This is a genomic window from Chelativorans sp. AA-79 (assembly GCF_029457495.1).
GTDB lineage: Bacteria > Pseudomonadota > Alphaproteobacteria > Rhizobiales > Rhizobiaceae > Chelativorans.
On record NZ_CP120361.1, the window covers coordinates 2,899,260 to 2,915,439 of the forward strand.

At 63.8% G+C, this 16,180-nt stretch carries 16 protein-coding genes and 1 pseudogene; 9 read left to right on the forward strand and 8 right to left on the reverse strand.

The window, feature by feature from the left end; translation table 11 throughout:
- Positions 1-37 precede the first annotated feature (37 nt).
- Positions 38-1,072, reverse strand: a complete 1,035-nt coding sequence (locus PVE73_RS14110) for a substrate-binding domain-containing protein (protein WP_277362860.1) — start codon at positions 1,070-1,072, stop codon at positions 38-40.
- A gap of 26 nt (positions 1,073-1,098) precedes the next feature.
- Positions 1,099-2,091, reverse strand: a complete 993-nt coding sequence (locus PVE73_RS14115) for an ABC transporter permease (protein ID WP_277362861.1) — start codon at positions 2,089-2,091, stop codon at positions 1,099-1,101.
- 268 nt (positions 2,092-2,359) lie between these two features.
- Between PVE73_RS14115 and PVE73_RS14120 the strand changes: the two genes are divergently transcribed.
- Entirely contained in the window at positions 2,360-3,409 is a 1,050-nt protein-coding gene (locus tag PVE73_RS14120) for a LacI family DNA-binding transcriptional regulator (protein ID WP_277362862.1), read from the forward strand.
- 30 nt (positions 3,410-3,439) lie between these two features.
- Here the strand turns inward: PVE73_RS14120 and PVE73_RS14125 are convergent.
- The 6 genes and pseudogenes from PVE73_RS14125 to PVE73_RS14150 all read right to left on the reverse strand — a co-directional run.
- Positions 3,440-3,565 (reverse strand): annotated as a pseudogene (locus tag PVE73_RS14125) (helix-turn-helix domain-containing protein); the annotation flags it as partial.
- Between the two features lie 214 nt (positions 3,566-3,779).
- Complete coding sequence (locus PVE73_RS14130; protein ID WP_277362863.1) at positions 3,780-4,127, reverse strand: TraR/DksA C4-type zinc finger protein; 348 nt, start codon at positions 4,125-4,127, stop codon at positions 3,780-3,782.
- A gap of 20 nt (positions 4,128-4,147) precedes the next feature.
- The gene (locus PVE73_RS14135; protein WP_277362864.1) at positions 4,148-4,996 is read right to left on the reverse strand and encodes a universal stress protein; all 849 of its coding nucleotides are present in this window, start codon (positions 4,994-4,996) and stop codon (positions 4,148-4,150) included.
- A gap of 12 nt (positions 4,997-5,008) precedes the next feature.
- A complete protein-coding gene (locus PVE73_RS14140) occupies positions 5,009-6,490 on the reverse strand; it encodes a SulP family inorganic anion transporter (protein ID WP_277362865.1) in 1,482 nt (493 codons plus the stop codon).
- Between the two features lie 669 nt (positions 6,491-7,159).
- A complete protein-coding gene (locus PVE73_RS14145) occupies positions 7,160-8,950 on the reverse strand; it encodes a thiamine pyrophosphate-requiring protein (protein ID WP_277362866.1) in 1,791 nt (596 codons plus the stop codon).
- Positions 8,951-9,040: 90 nt separating this feature from the next.
- Entirely contained in the window at positions 9,041-9,484 is a 444-nt protein-coding gene (locus PVE73_RS14150; protein ID WP_277362867.1) for a PPC domain-containing DNA-binding protein, read from the reverse strand.
- A 302-nt stretch (positions 9,485-9,786) separates the two neighbouring features.
- On the opposite strand from PVE73_RS14150, the gene PVE73_RS14155 reads away from it, so the two are divergent.
- The 8 genes from PVE73_RS14155 to PVE73_RS14190 all read left to right on the forward strand — a co-directional run bounded on the left by PVE73_RS14155 (position 9,787) and on the right by PVE73_RS14190 (position 16,153).
- Positions 9,787-10,536 (forward strand): GntR family transcriptional regulator, encoded by a 750-nt coding sequence (locus tag PVE73_RS14155; RefSeq protein ID WP_277362868.1) that lies wholly within the window; start codon positions 9,787-9,789, stop codon positions 10,534-10,536.
- A 51-nt stretch (positions 10,537-10,587) separates the two neighbouring features.
- Positions 10,588-11,301, forward strand: a complete 714-nt coding sequence (locus tag PVE73_RS14160; protein ID WP_277362869.1) for a putative N-acetylmannosamine-6-phosphate 2-epimerase — start codon at positions 10,588-10,590, stop codon at positions 11,299-11,301.
- Positions 11,298-12,188, forward strand: a complete 891-nt coding sequence (locus PVE73_RS14165) for an ROK family protein (protein ID WP_277362870.1) — start codon at positions 11,298-11,300, stop codon at positions 12,186-12,188. Before PVE73_RS14160 ends, PVE73_RS14165 begins: the two co-directional genes overlap by 4 nt.
- Before the next feature lie 56 nt (positions 12,189-12,244).
- Entirely contained in the window at positions 12,245-13,516 is a 1,272-nt protein-coding gene (locus PVE73_RS14170) for an extracellular solute-binding protein (protein WP_277367459.1), read from the forward strand.
- 61 nt (positions 13,517-13,577) lie between these two features.
- A complete protein-coding gene (locus PVE73_RS14175) occupies positions 13,578-14,444 on the forward strand; it encodes a sugar ABC transporter permease (protein ID WP_277362871.1) in 867 nt (288 codons plus the stop codon).
- A 2-nt stretch (positions 14,445-14,446) separates the two neighbouring features.
- The gene (locus tag PVE73_RS14180; protein ID WP_277367460.1) at positions 14,447-15,268 is read left to right on the forward strand and encodes a carbohydrate ABC transporter permease; all 822 of its coding nucleotides are present in this window, start codon (positions 14,447-14,449) and stop codon (positions 15,266-15,268) included.
- Positions 15,269-15,412: 144 nt separating this feature from the next.
- The gene (locus tag PVE73_RS14185; protein ID WP_277362872.1) at positions 15,413-15,772 is read left to right on the forward strand and encodes a DUF982 domain-containing protein; all 360 of its coding nucleotides are present in this window, start codon (positions 15,413-15,415) and stop codon (positions 15,770-15,772) included.
- 84 nt (positions 15,773-15,856) lie between these two features.
- Positions 15,857-16,153 (forward strand): DUF982 domain-containing protein, encoded by a 297-nt coding sequence (locus tag PVE73_RS14190; RefSeq protein ID WP_277362873.1) that lies wholly within the window; start codon positions 15,857-15,859, stop codon positions 16,151-16,153.
- Positions 16,154-16,180 lie beyond the last annotated feature (27 nt).

Consider the following 16,180-nt stretch of genomic DNA (forward strand, 5'->3'; position numbering starts at 1 on the left):
CGGGTGCAAGCGTGAGTGCGCCCGGAACCCGGACGGATCAAAGGCCCAGCGACTCGAGATCGACCTCGGGCACCAGGCGCTCTTTCGTTTCGGCGTTGTAGAACTCGTCAATGTTGTCCTGGTTGATCATCGGCGAGGGGAAGACGATTTCCTTCGGCACCTCCTGGCCCTGCAAAACCCGGCTCGCCACCTCGACCGCCTCGCCTCCGAATGTCGGGTATACGAAGGTTCCGCGGAGGCGGCCTTCCTTGATGAGCTGGAAGGTCTCCACCGCTATCCCGTCGAAGCCGGTGATGAACATCTCCTCCTGCCTGCCGGCCTCCTCGATCGCCTGCAGCGCGCCCTTGGCCATGTTGTCGTTATGACAGTAGACGGCGTCGATCCTCGAATTGGAGCGGAGAAAATCCTCCATCATGGTCAGCGCTTCGGAGCGCGAGTAATTGGCGATGCCCTCGGCGACGATCTCTATCTCCGGCATCTTCGCCAGGGCATCCTTCCAGCCATTGCCGCGCGCCTGGCTGACGAGCGAGCCCGGCCGGCCCATGATGTGCACGCATTTGCCGGAGCCCCCCAGGGCGTCGATGTAATAGGCTCCCGCCTTCTGTGCCGTGCCGTATGTGTCCGCAGCGAGATGGGCCGCGAACTCCTGCCCCTCGTTCAGTGCGGAGGACATCACGATGATCGGAATGCCGCGGGAACTCAGCGCCTCGATTCCCGGCCCGATGGCGTCCGGATAGTAGGTGATCATGATGACGGCATCGACGCCTCTCGTTGCGAGGTCCTCGAGGTTGCGGATCTCCTGCGCCGGGCTCTCGCGAGCGTCCGTGGCGATGACCTCCAGCCCTTTCGCCTTGGCGACGCTCATCACGTCCTGGCGCTGCACGCGCAGCCATTCGTCCGTGGCATAGGATTGCGAGAAGCCGATCGTCTTGCCCGCGACCGGGCTTTGCGCCCGGGCGGAGCCGATAATATAGGGGCTGGCAAGGGCGGCTGCGCCCAGTCCGGCGCCGGCGCGCAGGAATGTGCGCCGCGACGGTCCAACCAGTCCGCTTGTCTTGATCTTCCAGGTCATCTCAACTCCTCCTTCTCGACGACGCTTCAGGATTTGCGGTTTCGCAGGTCGCTCATGACGACCGCGACGACGATGATGATCCCCATCGCCAGCATCTGGACGAAGGGCGACACGCTCATCAGGTTCAGAAGGTTTGTGATCATGGCGAGGATGAGCACGCCGAGGATCGTTCCCGCGACACCGCCGACGCCCCCGTCGAAGGAGGTACCGCCGATCAGCGTCGCTGCGATGGCATCGAGCTCAAAGAGGTTTCCAGCGTTCGGCTCGGCCACCGATATGCGGCTGACCAGCAGAAGCCCGGCCATTCCGGACAGGAACCCGGATAGGGCATAGACCTGGATCTTGATGCGGTCGACGGGAATGCCGTAGACGCGAGCCGCCTCCTCGTTCGCGCCCACCGCGTAGACATGCCGGCCCCACCGCGTGTGATGCATGACGTAGCAGAAGATCGCCCAAACCGCGATGAAGACCACGACAGGCACCGGCAGGCCCAGCACATGGCCCGAGCCAAGCCACCGGAACATCGCATCGGCGCCCTCTGCATAGACGTCGCCGCCATCCGAATAGAGATAGACCGAGCCGCGCGCGAAGATCATCATGGCCAGCGTGGCGATGAAGGGCTGCAGGTTGAGCTTGGTGACGAGCAGTCCGTTCACCACACCGAGCAGCATGCAGATGAGCAGCGCCAGCGCCCAGGCGGCAGGGGATCCGGCGCTTGCGGCCGCCGCCGCCGTCAGCGCGGCGACGCCGACGATCGATCCCGCCGAGAGATCGATGCCGCGCGACAGGATGACGATGGTCATCCCGATCGCCACGAGCCCGACCATCGAGGCCCCGCGCACCACGTTCAGCAGATTGGTCACATCGAGGAAGTAAGGCGAGATCAGGCTGGCCAGGACGATCAGCAGAACGAAGCTCGCGACGTGGCTGTAGCGCAGCAGCAATGGAACGATGCGGTCCTGGGGCGAGGCTTTGCTGCTCTGCGCGCCCTGGCGCTGTCCAGTCTCGACACTGCTCATGTCTTCAACTTCCTCATGTCACTGCCGGGTGGCATGTTCGGCCGCGGTCGGCTTGGCGTGAAATCCCGCGCATCAACCCCCTAGGGCAAGCGAAGGCGCACGGGCCGGAAAGCCTCCCCATTGGCATTGCCGTCGCCCCCCGGTCAAAGTCTGCCCTTGATGTGGGATCGATCCCACATGAGATGGATCCCACATTCTTCTTCCTAGATCAAGCCCAAATCGGCTATGAACGAAACATGCTCGACTTTGCACCCACAAGACGACCATTTTGGATACGATAGCCAGGAACCCGACGCTGACGGATGTGGCACGGGCCGCCGGGGTTTCGCGGTCGACCGCCGCTCGTGCGTTGTCGGGCACCGGCTATGTCGATTCGGCCAAGCGCCGGCACATCGAAGAGACGGCTGCTCGCCTCGGCTATCGTGGCTCTGCCATCGCGCGCGCGCTGAGGACCAACCGTTCCAAGACGGTGGGCATCCTGATTGCCGACATCACCAACCCGATCTTCCCGCGCATCGTACGGGGCGCCGACGAGGCGCTGACGGCGGAAGGCATCACTTTGCTGCTGTGCAATACGGACGGTGCCGCCGACAGGCAGGCAGCTTTCGTCCGCGAGATGCTGGAGCGCAAGGCTGACGGGCTGATCCTCGTGTCCCAATCCGTCGAACTGGACATCGTGGAGGTGCTGCGCACGGGACCCCCAGCCGTGTTCGTAAACAGGACGCCCGACCCGCACTCCTTCGACTATGTGGGCCCCAACAACAAGGCAGGCATCGACGCGCTGCTCGACCATCTCACGTCGCTCGGTCACCGGCGGCTCGGATTTGTGCACGGGCCGCAGAATTCCTCGACCGCCCGGGAGCGCTTCGACCGCTTTCAATCGAGAATGGCGGAACTCGGCCTGCCCGTCTCCCCATCGCAGATCTACATGGGCGACTATACTGTCGAGACCGGCCGCGCGGCGGCCGATGCGCTGCTCAAAACTCCGCCGGACCAGCGCCCGAGCGCGATCCTTGCCGCCAACGATTTCGTCGCCCTGGGCCTCATCGACAGAGCGCGCGCGATGGGACTTTCCGTTCCGGAAGACCTATCCGTTACGGGATTCGACGACGCTTTCGGTGACGCTGACTGGCACCGAGTCTTTCCCAACGCACCTCGCATCGTCACCGTCGACCAGCCGCGGAAAAAGCTGGGCCGCCTTGCGGCCGAACTCCTGCTTGAACGCATCGCAGATCCATCCCGCACCCCGATTACCAGAATTGTCGATGTCGGGCTGGTGCCCGGCAGCACGACGGCGCCGCCTCGCGCAGCCTTCTGATGCCGCGCAAACGGCAGGAACTGAAGGACGACGGGAGATCGTCAGGGCGGATCGACCGAGCCGGCGCGCGATCTCCTGCATCGAGTGACCCTGCCCCCTGAGACGTGCAAATTCCCCGCGCTCCATCAATGGCAGGTAGTACCGGGTGGAAGGTGATGAGCGCCGTGGCTGTAGACCCACGTTGCAACCCCATTATCCGGGGCAGGAACAGTCACATACCAGGCCTTTTGGTAACCGCCCACATCTGTCAGTTGGAAATGAAAGAGATCTGCGGCGGGTTGAATCCATTTGTCCCGGAGGCCCCTTCCCGAGGGAACGGCCTAGTCGGGCCGCCATTGCGTTGAAATCCATGACTATTCGGCTACGGGCGCTACGTTGCGCACCGCACGCAGGCAGAGAACGTCGGATCGACGTCCAGACGCCCTGAGGGAATCTCCTCGCCGCACTCGGCGCAATACCCAAACTCTCCCTCGTTCATGCGCTTAAAGGCCTGGAGTAGTTGATGGCGTCTCTGCGTCCGGCGGCGCTGGACCGCCTGCGACATCGCCTGCATCTGCATGGCATCCATGCGCGAGACACGGCCGACGCTTTGCTGGTCGAGTTCGACAGGCGCGCTCCAGCTTTCGTTTTCCATGCTCAGCCGGTCAATTTCGGCGAGTTCCTGTTCGAGGCGCGGGCGGAACCTTTTCAGCAGCGCCGCATAAGCTTCTTTATCCATGTCCTCTAATTGATTGTCCTTCAGCGGAACATCAAGACCGGGATTTTGCAGCGCCGCACCATCTCGGTCGTGGTGCTTCCGATGATCAAGCTGCGAATCCGCGAATGGCCATAGGCGCCCATGACGAGCAAGCCGATGTTTTCGGCTTCGATCTTTGCACTGATGACTTCCTCCGGCTCGCCATTCGAAAGCTGAGCGTCAACGTCAAAGCCGGCGCTCCTGAACAATGAGGCCGGCGCCTCGAGCCGGGATCGGTTCTCCGGCGTTTCCGCCCCGACCGACAGGATGGTGCACCGCATGCCCTTCAGAAGAGGGCTGGCAGCGACATAGTCGACGGCGCGGTTGGCGCTTTTTCCACCGTCAAAGGCGATGAGGAAACGGTCGAACGGGGTGTAGGCGCGCGCCGCCACCAGCACCGGCATCCTCGCGCTGCGCACCACACGTTCCAGATTCGAACCGAGATGCAGCTTGGCAAAATCGGCCGCTTCGCCGCGCTTTCCGATCACCACGATCTCCGCGTCGGCTTCGAGGTCGGCCAGGGCCTCCAGCAGGTCGCCGCGGCGCAGGGTCGTCTCCACCTTCGAAACCCCGGCAGTGTCGAACGCCGCTTTCGCAGCCTCCAGCAGGGCGCGCCCCTTCTGTTGGGCAAGCTTGCCGTGCTGCTCGTCGAGGCGTGTGTATTCCTCCAAAAGCGCGGAGCGCTGGCCCGGCTCGAGCCCTCCGCTCAGGTCGAACGCACTGGACATGCGGCGGCCGATGACATGGGCGACTTCGACCGGAAGCCCGGTCCTCAGGGCTGCCCAGCCTGCGATCCCACAAACGCTGTCGGCGTAGATCGACCCGTCCACCAGGGCCAGTATCTTGGACATGCCGTTCCTCCCTCAGTGGCCCATGAGGCGTTCGAACGCATCGGGCTTGTCATGGATGGCGAGCTTGTCGACGAGCGTCGCACTCGCTTCGTTCATTCCGACCACTTCGACAGCGGCCCCTTCGCGGCGGAATTTCAGGACCACCGTGTCGAGCGCGGCGACGCCGGTCAAGTCCCAGATGTGCGAGCGCCCGACATCGATGCGGACCCGCTCCAGCGCCTCCTTGAAATCGAATGCCTTGATGAAATCATCAGCGGAGGCGAAGAACACCTGCCCCTCCACCGTATAGACACGCTCCTTCCGGTCGTCCGACAAGATCGAGGAGACGCGGAAAATCTGGGCCACCTTCGATGCGAAGAACAGGCCCGACAGAAGCACGCCGACGAGCACGCCGATAGCCAGGTTGTGGCTCAGCACGACAGTCACAACGGTCGCGATCATCACGATCGAGGAGCGGCGCGGATGATCGCGCAGGTTCTTGATCGAACTCCATGAGAAGGTGCCGATCGAGACCATGATCATGATGGCGACCAGCGCGGCCATGGGAATGATGCTGACCCAATCGCCCAGAACCACGATCAGGAAGAGCAGGAAAACGCCGGCGGCGAATGTCGAGAGACGTCCACGTCCGCCCGACTTGATGTTGATCACGGACTGCCCGATCATCGCGCAGCCGGCCATGCCGCCGAGGAAGCCGGTCGCCACATTGGCAATCCCCTGGCCGACACATTCGCGGTTCTTGTCGCTGGAGCTGTCCGTCAGTTCGTCGACAATGGAGGCTGTCATCAGGGATTCGAGCAGGCCGACGACCGCGACCGCCGCCGAATACGGCAGGATGATCGTCAACGTCTCCAGGTTCAGCGGGATGTCGGGAAGGAGGAAAACAGGCAGCGTGGACGGTAGTTCGCCCATGTCGCCCACGGTTCTCACGTCCATGTTGAAGTACAGGGCCACCGCGGTCAGCACCACGATGCAGACGAGCGGCGCGGGAACTGCCTTGGTCAGGTGCGGAAACAGGTAGATGATCGCCAGTCCGCCGGCCACCATCGCGTAGGTCATGTGGGGCACGCCGACGAGTTCCGGTATCTGCGCCATGAAGATGAGAATGGCGAGCGCATTCACGAATCCGGTGATGACGGAACGCGAAACGAAGCGCATCAGATCGCCGAGACGGAAGAGCCCGGCCGCAACCTGCAGCACGCCGGCAAGGACCGTTGCGGCGAGCAGGTATTGCAGCCCGTGATCCTTGACGAGCGTGATCATGAGGACGGCAGTGGCGGCCGTCGCCGCCGAAATCATGCCGGGGCGCCCGCCGGTGAACGCGATGATCACAGCGATCGAGAAGGAGGCATAGAGGCCGACCTTCGGATCGACTCCCGCGATGATGGAAAAGGCGATGGCCTCGGGGATGAGCGCGAGCGCGACGACGAGCCCGGCAAGGAGATCCCCGCGAATATTGCCAAGCCATTCGTCGCGGATCTTGGAAAAGAGCATTGAAGAGAAACCTCGATTGCAAATAGCGCTCGGGAAGCGAGCGCAGTGGAACACTGACGGGACGTCGGGGCGTTCCCAAAGCGACACCGAGCCGCCGCCGCTCAGGAAAGCGTGAGCGGGAGGCGCGGAATGCACAACATCTGAGACCGCGGAAGAGACGATGTTGCGATGCAATATCCCACTCTTTAGTGGCCTGAGCCTCGTTTTGAAAGCCGTAGACGCAATTGCATGACAGTGTTGCAGAAACGCCGCCGCTCCCGGGTGGCAATGCGCGCAAGCGGAGGAGGTGAAAACAAAGTAGGGGAAGAAGAGAAGGATCGCCACGATAGCGAGCACCGTCCGCACGTCATAGTCCAGGAGCCGCGCCAGGACGGGAATGCAGGAAAAGATCAAGCCGAGCGGCGTCAGCAGCCCGTCGAGAATACGCGAGTACCAGGCAAGAGCCGCGATCGACGTTCCCAAGGCAGCGCCCACCTGGCCGAGAAGCGTGACCAGAGGGCGGCCGAGCAGTTTCGCCTTCAGATCCCACAGCGCATTGTCCACTGCCGAGATGGCCTCGAAGGCGAGCCCCCGCGGCCGAAATTTCGCACCGCGCCACCCATCGATCCCCTCGCCCTGCCTTTCGGCAGCCTCAGGGCTTCAGGATCAAGGTGAAGGCATCCGTCGCCGCTAGTGCCTGGTCGGCAGCACGCCCTGCGCGGCCTGCTTGAAGGACTGCCAGATGACGCCGATCGCCTCGGGGTCTCCCTTCATGACCGCTTCGGCATATTTCTTCGCCTGGGCGTAGGTCACGTGCGGCGGCAGCGGCGGCACTTTGGGGTCCGTTACGGCGTCGACCACACAGGGCCTGTCGGCGGAAAGTGCCTCTTCCCAGGCCGGGCCGACCGCCTCCGGCGTTTCCACACGGATGCCTTTGAGCCCCAGCATTTCGGCGTAGCGTGCATAGTCGAAAGCCTGCACGTTCTGCGAGTCCGGAAACCGCGGGTCGCCTCCCATTACACGCTGCTCCCAGGTGACCTGGTTGAGATCACCATTGTTGAGAACCAGGATGACCAGCCGCGGGTCGCTCCATCGCTGCCAGTATTTGGCAACATCGATGAGGCCGCCATTGCCCAGCATCTGCATGGCACCGTCACCGACCAGGCCGATTGCCACACGATCGGGATAGGCGAACTTGGCCGCCAGCGCGTAAGGAACACCCGGGCACATGGTGGCAAGCCCACCCGACAGCGAGGCCTTCATTCCCGGCTTCAGCTTGAGGTCGCGCGCGAACCAGTTCGCCACGCTGCCCGAATCCGCGCTGATGATACAGTTTTCGGGCAGGCGCGGCGAAAGCTCCCACAAGACCCGCTGCGGGTTGATGGGATCGGCGGCCGCCATCGCGCGTTCTTCCATCACCTCCCACCACTCGCGCACGTTCTTCTCGATCTCCTCGCGCCAGGAACGATCCTCCTTGCGTTTTAGATGCGGGATCAGCACCTGCAACGTGGCGGCGCTGTCGCCGACGAGGTTCACCTCCATCGGGTAGCGGATGGAAAGCATGCGCCCGTCGATGTCGATCTGCACCCCGCGCGCCTGGCCCTCCGGCGGCAGGAATTCCGAATAGGGAAAGCTGGAGCCGATCATAAGCAGCGTGTCGCAGCCCATCATCAGGTCGTAGCTGGGCCGTGTGCCGAGCAAGCCGATGGAACCGGTGACGAAGGGCAGGTCGTCCGGCAGCACGGCGCGGCCAAGCAGCGCCTTGGCAACGCCGGCGCCGAGAATATCGGCCGCCTTCATGACCTCGCCACCTGCGTGCAACGCGCCCGCCCCCACCAGGATTGCCACGCGTTCGCCGCTGTTGAGCACCTCGGCCGCGCGCTTGAGCTGCTGTTCGCCAGGCACATGGGTCGGCTCGGGATAGCCGACGCCCGAGAAGAGCGCACCATGCTGGCGCGGGGGGGAAGGCACCGCCTGCATCTCCTGGACATCGTTGGGCACGATGATGCAGGTGACCGTCCGCTCGGCGAGCGCTATGCGCATGGCCCGATCGATCAAGTGGCGCATCTGCGCAGGGTCCGAGCACATATGAACGTACTCGCCTGCAACGTCCTTGAAGAGCGAAATAAGGTCGACCTCCTGCTGGTAGTGTCCACCCAGCGACATGCGTTTCTGTTGCCCGACGATGGCTACAACGGGCGCGTGATCCAGCTTCGCATCATAAAGCCCGTTGAGGAGGTGAATAGCGCCCGGCCCGGACGTCGCCAGGCACACGCCCGCTTCGCCCGTCCATTTGGCGTGTGCGCATGCGGCAAAGGCGGCGATCTCCTCATGCGCCGTCTGGACAAACTCCATTCCGCCATCGGCCCGGCCGAGCGCGCCGAGGATCCCGTTGATGCCGTCGCCGGGGTAGCCGTAGATGCGCTTCACGCCCCATTCCTGGAGGCGGTCGAGCATGAAATCGGCGACCATATTGGCCATGCTGTTCTCCTTGCCGCTGGCAGTCTGCAGGTCGGATTCCAACTTATCCAAACGGCCTGATGTTCCTCGCCGCGCAATGAAAGCCGCCGTTCAGCCTTCGGGGCGGATGAGCACCAGCCCGCTCTGGGGGTCGTAACGTTTGCGGAGGTGCTCGGGGCTCTCCGTCAGGATGATCTCCAGCGTCGGGCGCACGTGGGCCTCTTTCAGATGGCCGGCGAGTGCTGAGCCGTCGCGCCGGCCGAGCACCGTGTGGATGTGGATGGCCCGCTTGCCGTCGGGCGCCAGCGCCACATCACCATTGAGGGAGGCGACCTCCACCTGCTCGTCGACGGAATTGTGGAGATAGTCCTTCTTTTCCCAGTCGAAATAGGCAAGCACCGCGTCGCTGAAGGCGCCGATGGCCGAGAATTCGGCGGCCGAAAGCCGCTCCTGGTCAACGAAGTCCTGCAGGCACGTCATTACCTCGTCGCCCGTTTCCATCACCACGGCGTAAGTCTTTTGTCCGTTCTCTTCCGCCAGGATTCTGCTCTGCATGATACTGCCTCCGATCACAGTGACTTCCGGGGAGGGACTGCGAGCCGCGTTTTCGCCAACGCCGCCGGCCGCCTATCGTTCCGCGACTTCGCCGCGTACAGTCCTTCGGCTCGATGATATTAAGCTCCCTGACGAGCTCGCCCGCCGTCCCTCCTCTTCCCGAAGGAACTCGCGAAGCTCGAAGCGGCGCTGGTGGAAGCAACCGCCGCAGAACTCGCGACGCAACCAGCGGCAATACCAGCTTGAACCTGGCGGAAAATTTGTGGAAAACGGTTGCGGTCTCGAAAACGGGGAAAACGCCGGTGGAGGAAACTGCAGTCCTGGACTTCTTGCGCCGCAGTGTCACCGAGGGGAACAGTGCGGAGCCGCTTTACCGCCGCCTCAAGGCCGCGCTCGGCGAGGCCATCGCGTCCTCGCGCCTCAAGCGCGGCGCCGTCATTCCCAGCGAAAGGACGCTCTGCGGGGAGCTCTCCATTTCCCGCGTGACCGTGCGGAAAGCGATCGACGAGCTCGTGGCCGACGGACTCCTCAACCGCCGGCACGGGGCCAAGACCATGGTCTCCTCGCGGCTGGAAAAGTCGCTTGCCACTATGACGAGCTTTTCGGAAGACATGCGCTGGCGCGGCCTCGAGCCCGGATGCATCTGGATTTCCAAGGAGATCTCCCGCCCCTCCCCCGTGGAGATGATGGCGCTCGGTCTTTCGGCCACCGACCGGGTGGCCCGGTTGAAACGCATCCGCACCGCCGACGGCACGCCGATTGCCATCGAGACGGCGTCATTGCCTGCGCGCTTCCTGCCCAAGCCGGAAGAGGTAGGGGCTTCCCTCTACGAAGCGCTCGACGCGCGGGGCGCCATGCCCGTGCGCGCCATCCAGCGAATGCAATCGAGCCCGATCAGCCGGGAGGAGGCACAGCTTTTGAAGGCGCCCGAGGATATCGGCCTGCTGGTGGTGGAGCGCCGCTGCTTCCTGGGCGACGGACAGATCGTGGAGTTCACCGAGACGCGCTATCGCGGCGATGTCTACGACTTCGTGATCGAGCTGCATAGATAATACCAGTTACAAACCGGTTGCTATCTGGTCCAGTGCGAATAAGATCACGTCGTGATCGAGGGTGCCCGCGTGCCGGTGGAACTTCAGAAACTGCGGAATGGATTGGTCGTCTCGTGCCAGCCGGTGAAGGGCGGGCCGATGGATTCGGCGCAGATCGTCGTCGCCTTCGCGCTTGCCGCACTTGCCGGCGGCGCCCAGGGCCTGCGCATCGAATCGCCGGATTACGTGCGGGCCGTGCGCGCGGCGACCGACAGGCCGATCATCGGCCTCGTCAAGCGCGACCTCGACGACTTTCCGATCCGCATCACCCCCTGGATCGAAGACGTGGACACACTCGCAAAGGCGGGCGCCGACATCATCGCCTATGATGCCACGCTCCGCGAAAGGCCCGTCGCCGCGGCCGATCTGATCCGCCGCATCCACGCCCACGGCAGGGCCGCGATGGCGGACTGCGCAACCATCGAGGATGCGCGCGCCGCCCTCGCAGGGGGTGCCGATATCGTGGGCTCCACCCTTTCCGGCTATACCGGGGGTCCGGAGCCCACCGAACCCGACCTGGTGCTTGTCCGCGAGATGCGGGCGCTGACGCCCAACGTCATCGCGGAGGGTTGCATTCGCCTGCCGCGCGACGCCAGGCAAGCCTTGGCCGCGGGCGCTCATGCGGTGGTCGTGGGCTCGGCCATCACGCGGCCCGAGCACATCACCTCCTGGTTCCGCTCCGAGATGGACGAGCAGTTTGCGGCCATGGAGGCATCCGCGCCATGACCCTCCCCGGCACCACGCTGGCGCTCGATATCGGCGGCACGAAGATGCTGGCCGCGCTCGTCGAGGGCAGTGCGGTCGTCGAGACGTTCGGCATGCCCACACCCAGCAGCGGCGGCCCCAAAGACTGGCTGGAAGCGCTGTTCGCGCAGGTCGCCCCCTGGCACGGGCGGTACGATCGCGTCGGCGTGGCCGTCACGGGTATTGTCGACGATGGGCATTGGTCGGCCCTGAACAAGAAGACTCTCGATATCCCGGACCGTTTCCCGCTCACGGAAACCATATCGGCGCTGACCGCCCTCCCCGCCTTTGCCGCCAACGACGCGCAGGCCGCCGCCTGGGGCGAACACCGCTTCGGCGCGGGCGCGGGCGGGGACATGATTTTCCTTACGATCTCCACGGGGATCGGCGGCGGCGTTATCCTCGATGGCCGGCTCCTTCAAGGCATCGCCGGCCATTTCGGGCTGCTGCGCGTGCAGGATTTCGAGCATGCCGCCGCGAGCGACAGCGCGACGGAGGATCATATCTCCGGCAATTGGATCGCCGGCATGGCCGCCGGCCGCCGGCCGGGGGCGACCGCCCGCGACGTCTTCGAAGCCATGGACGGCGGCGAGCGATGGGCGGAGGAGATCGTGGCGCTCTCGGCTCGCCGGGCCGCGCTCCTCTGCCGCAACGTGCAACTGGCATTCGATCCGCCGCGCATCGTGATCGGCGGCGGCATCGGGCTTGCACCCGGTTACCTGGAACGGGTCGAAGCCTGCCTCGCGGACGTGCCGCAAAGGTTGCGCCCGAAGCCGTTTCCCGCCCGGCTCGGTGACAAGGCCGGCGTGGTTGGCATCGCGGATCTCGCCAAAAACCAGAGAGACAACGAAAGGGGAAGTGCGACATGACGACGATTTCGAAAACCGCGACGCGCCTTCTGGGCAGCGTCTTTGCCGGCGGGCTGATGCTGACCGCCGCCCATGCGGAAGTAACCGTGCTCGGCTGGCCGGGCGGACCAGAGGAGACCGCGCTGCGGGCGGCGGCCGAAGCCTACAACGCCAAGCCCGACATTTCCGACGAGAACAAGGTCGAACTCCTGTTCTTCAACCGCGACGGCTTCTGGGACAAGTTGCAGGCCGATCTCGCCGCGGGCTCCGACGCCTTTGACGTCAACCTGCTCGCCACCTACTCGATCGGCCGTTATGCACCCTTCATGGAGCCTGTGACCCTGTCGGACGAAGCATCCGGGCTCTATGGCGAAGCAGTGCTTTCCACCATGCGGTTCGACGGCCAGCAGTATGGCGTGCCGACGGACCTCTCGCTGCACTTCATGTACTACCGCAAGGACCTGATCGACGGACTGATGGACGACGATGCGGCAAAGGCGCGCTATGCCGAGATTTCGCAGGAGTATCTGGGCAAGGCCCTCGAGCCGAAAGACCCTGATGAATGGACCTGGGACGATTACGCCGCGACGGCGCTCTACTTCACCCAGGCCATCAACCCCGACAGCCCGACCCGCTACGGCACGGTGCTGCAGCTCAAGAATCTGCTCTTCAATATCATGGTCTGGCAGTCCATCCCGCGTTCCTATGGCGGCGACTGGATGGACGCCGAGGGCAATATCACCGTCGCCTCCGATGCTTATCGCAAGGGCCTCGAGCTCTACAAGCTGCTCTACGACGCGGGTGCGTCGCCGCGCGATTCGCTCTCATACGAATTCGCCGAGGCCAACGCCGCCTTCGCGGCGGGCCAGGTCGCGGCGATGTTGCAGTGGAACGCCGCGGCGGCGGACCTCACCAGCCCCGGCAAGTCGCCCGCAGTAGCCGAGGTGACGGAAACCATGGCCCCGCCTGCGGGCCCTGAGGGGCGCAAGACACATATTCACGGGCTCGGGTTCGGCCTCAACAGGAACGCTGCCAACAAGGAGGGCGCGAAGGCGTTCCTCACCTGGCTCTCCACCAGGGAAGCCGCCCTCGTCTATGCCCGCAACGGCGGCGCGCCGGCGCTTTCGGCGGAGGCGGTGAAAGAAGTGGCTGAGGAGCGGCCGGACCTCGTCAAGCTCGGCGAATATGCCGGTTCCTATGGCTATGTGATGACCGGCGGCGCCTCCGCCAATGCGCTCGCCGTCTACGAATTGCAGGCGAAGGAGTTCACGGGCTACTGGTCCGGCCAGCAGGACGCCGACGCCGCACTCGCCAATGCCGAGAAGGGCATGGCCGAACTCCTGAAATGACAATGAGGCCTGACGGCGGCCCTCGCCGTCAGCCCCCCCGAACCCGGAACGGCGAAGAAGAATGCAGGTTGCCGAACGCACCGAATGGAGCCTCCTGGCCACCCCTCTGGTGGCCTTTCTGCTTCTGTGCCTGGGCTTTCCGGCGCTCGTGAATCTCGTCTACTCGGTTTCCGACATCAGCTTCGCCACGCTGCGCAGCCCCACCCTCTCGGGGTTCGGCAACTTCGCCGCCGTGCTTCAGGACAGCGCCTTCTGGCGTGCCAACTGGTTCTCGCTGCGCTTCGGTGTGCTGACGGCGGTCCTGGAATGCGGGCTCGGCCTGTTCCTCGCCATCTTCCTTGCGCCACTCTTCAAGGAACGCAGTTGGCCGCTCGCGATCCTGATGCTGCCGCTGATGGTGGCGCCGGCCCTGGTAGGCCTGATGTACCGGCTGGTGCTCCACGAATTTGCAGGCCCGGTGCCGCACTATCTCTGGCAGTGGTTCGGCAACAGCCCGGCCTTTCTCGGACCCAGCTCGGCCTTCTGGACGCTCGTTGTCGTCGAGACGCTGCAGTGGACGCCGTTCGCCTTTCTCCTCTTCCACATGGCCTACCACGCCATCTCCGGGGAGGTACGCGAGGCAGCGGCGATTGACGGGGCCAACGCATTGCAGCGCCTGACGCGCATCGAATTGCCTCTGATGATCCCCACCATCGCCGTTGCGCTGCTCATCCGCTTCATCGACGGCTTCCGCGTCTTCGACAATGTCTATGTGCTGACCGGCAGCGGTGCCGGCGGATCGACCGCATCGCTGTCGATCTACATCTACGAGGCCTTTTTCAAGCAGGGCGCCATCGGCAAGGCGGTGGCCGCTTCCGTTCTGCTCTTCCTGGTTTCCTTCGCCATTCTCTACGGCCTCAACATGTTTGCCCGGCGGAAGAGGAGATGACGATGCTCACCCTTCTGCGCTGGATCGTCTTCGCGATCGCCGCCTTGGCCGTGAATTTCCCGGTGATCGTGACGCTCGTCACCTCGTTCAAGAGCGCACGCGAAATCTCGGCCAATCCGGGGCTGTTCATCCAGGCCCCGACGCTGGAAAATTATCTGACCGTGCTGCAGGTTTCCGATCGGCTCAACATCTTCCTCTACCTCGCCAACAGCTTTGCCGCGGCGGCGATCGGTACGGCGATAGCGGTGCTTCTTTCTCTCCCCACGGCCTATGCGATGGTACGGGGTGGGATCGGCGCGAAGACCCTGCTGCCGCTCATCGTCAACCTGCGCGCCGTGCCGCTCGTCATCTTTGCCATTCCCATCTACATGATGTTCCAGTGGCTCGGCCTGCTCGACACGCGCATCGGCCTTGCTCTGGTACTCGCCATCGTCAACATACCTCTGGTGCTGGTGATCCTCGTCAATGCCATTTCCGATGTGCCGCTCGACCTGGACGAGGCGGCGCTGATCGACGGTGCCAGCCGTACGCGCATCCTGCTTCGGGTCATCGCACCGGTATGCCGACCGGCGATCGCGACGAGCCTGATCTTCGGCTTCATCACGGCCTGGAACGAGTTCCTTTTCGGCCTGATGCTCACCACGTCCAACGCCGTGCCGGTGACTGTGGGCGCCTCCTTCTTCTTCGCCGCAAGCGGCGGCGGCGTGCAATGGGGCGTGGCCGCGGCGGTGATGATCGTCGGGGCGCTTCCGCCGATGATCCTCGGCCTTCTCATGTACCGCCAGATCAGCAGCTCTCTGATGGCGGGCGCGGTCAAGGGCTAAGCCGGACGGCACGATCCTGAGCCAGGTCATCCCCAGCCTGCAGCTTCCCTTTGCGGCGGTGGCGCTCATCATCGTGCTGAACATCGAGCTGGTCTCCGATTTCCTCGCCGGCTGACCGGCCGCGATCGCCGAAGGTCCTTCGCCGTGATTGCCAGACAATGTTCGTTCAGCTCTCGGCAAGCCTGTTTTCTTTCACAAGCCGTATTCATTCGTGATCAAACCTGGATTGATCTTGCGCGTTTTTCTGGAATGAACCCAAGTATATGGAATCAGCCGGTAAGAGTTCGCAATGGAAACAACCTTCCCGTGGAAGTCAATTCTGCGCGTATGGCGGCGGAATTCCTGATACTGCATTGGCCTGCATCTGAAGAAGGAAAGGAGAAGCATTTGGCCGCGCAGATCGCCTGCCTCGATGTTCTGGAAGGCAGGTACGGTCCCCAATATGCAAAGCAGGCTTTCGAAGAAGCCGCGCGCGAGGCTCGCATCCTTGTGACCGAAGAATGACCGCCGCCGCGGATTCCGGCCGTTGCCGGCCGCCCAGCACAGCGCTAATTTACCCTTTCTCCCCTGAGGAGAAGGAGCGCATCGATGTATGCAGCGCAATTCGCCCTTCCGGTCCGCATCGTGATGCGGGCCGGCGAACCGGTGACGGAAATCTACAGCGCCGAGGAGGCTCTGGATCTGCTCATGGCATGGCCGACGCAGGAGGGCCGGATTCTCAACCGGGCCATGGAATCGTGCCTTGCAGCGAGCGCCGATCCACGGTGGGCGGAGGAAGCGCGAAAGCATTTCGTCGCCTTTGCCAATGCTTCCGGACTCATCGCAAGGGACGTCCCCCTCGACAGCCTCTACGAGAACGGGGAGTTGAAACCGCTCTACCGCTGACGGACCGGTGTACTGTGGTCGGTATTT

Coding starts and splice junctions, on each gene's coding strand:
- PVE73_RS14110 (WP_277362860.1), bottom strand. CDS start 1,072: ATGACCTGGAAGATCAAGACAAGCGGACTGGTTGGACCGTCGCGGCGC.
- PVE73_RS14115 (WP_277362861.1), bottom strand. CDS start 2,091: ATGAGCAGTGTCGAGACTGGACAGCGCCAGGGCGCGCAGAGCAGCAAA.
- PVE73_RS14130 (WP_277362863.1), bottom strand. CDS start 4,127: ATGGATAAAGAAGCTTATGCGGCGCTGCTGAAAAGGTTCCGCCCGCGC.
- PVE73_RS14135 (WP_277362864.1), bottom strand. CDS start 4,996: ATGTCCAAGATACTGGCCCTGGTGGACGGGTCGATCTACGCCGACAGC.
- PVE73_RS14140 (WP_277362865.1), bottom strand. CDS start 6,490: ATGCTCTTTTCCAAGATCCGCGACGAATGGCTTGGCAATATTCGCGGG.
- PVE73_RS14145 (WP_277362866.1), bottom strand. CDS start 8,950: ATGGCCAATATGGTCGCCGATTTCATGCTCGACCGCCTCCAGGAATGG.
- PVE73_RS14150 (WP_277362867.1), bottom strand. CDS start 9,484: ATGCAGAGCAGAATCCTGGCGGAAGAGAACGGACAAAAGACTTACGCC.
- PVE73_RS14165 (WP_277362870.1), top strand. CDS start 11,298: ATGACCCTCCCCGGCACCACGCTGGCGCTCGATATCGGCGGCACGAAG.
- PVE73_RS14170 (WP_277367459.1), top strand. CDS start 12,245: ATGCTGACCGCCGCCCATGCGGAAGTAACCGTGCTCGGCTGGCCGGGC.
- PVE73_RS14175 (WP_277362871.1), top strand. CDS start 13,578: ATGCAGGTTGCCGAACGCACCGAATGGAGCCTCCTGGCCACCCCTCTG.
- PVE73_RS14180 (WP_277367460.1), top strand. CDS start 14,447: ATGCTCACCCTTCTGCGCTGGATCGTCTTCGCGATCGCCGCCTTGGCC.
- PVE73_RS14190 (WP_277362873.1), top strand. CDS start 15,857: ATGTATGCAGCGCAATTCGCCCTTCCGGTCCGCATCGTGATGCGGGCC.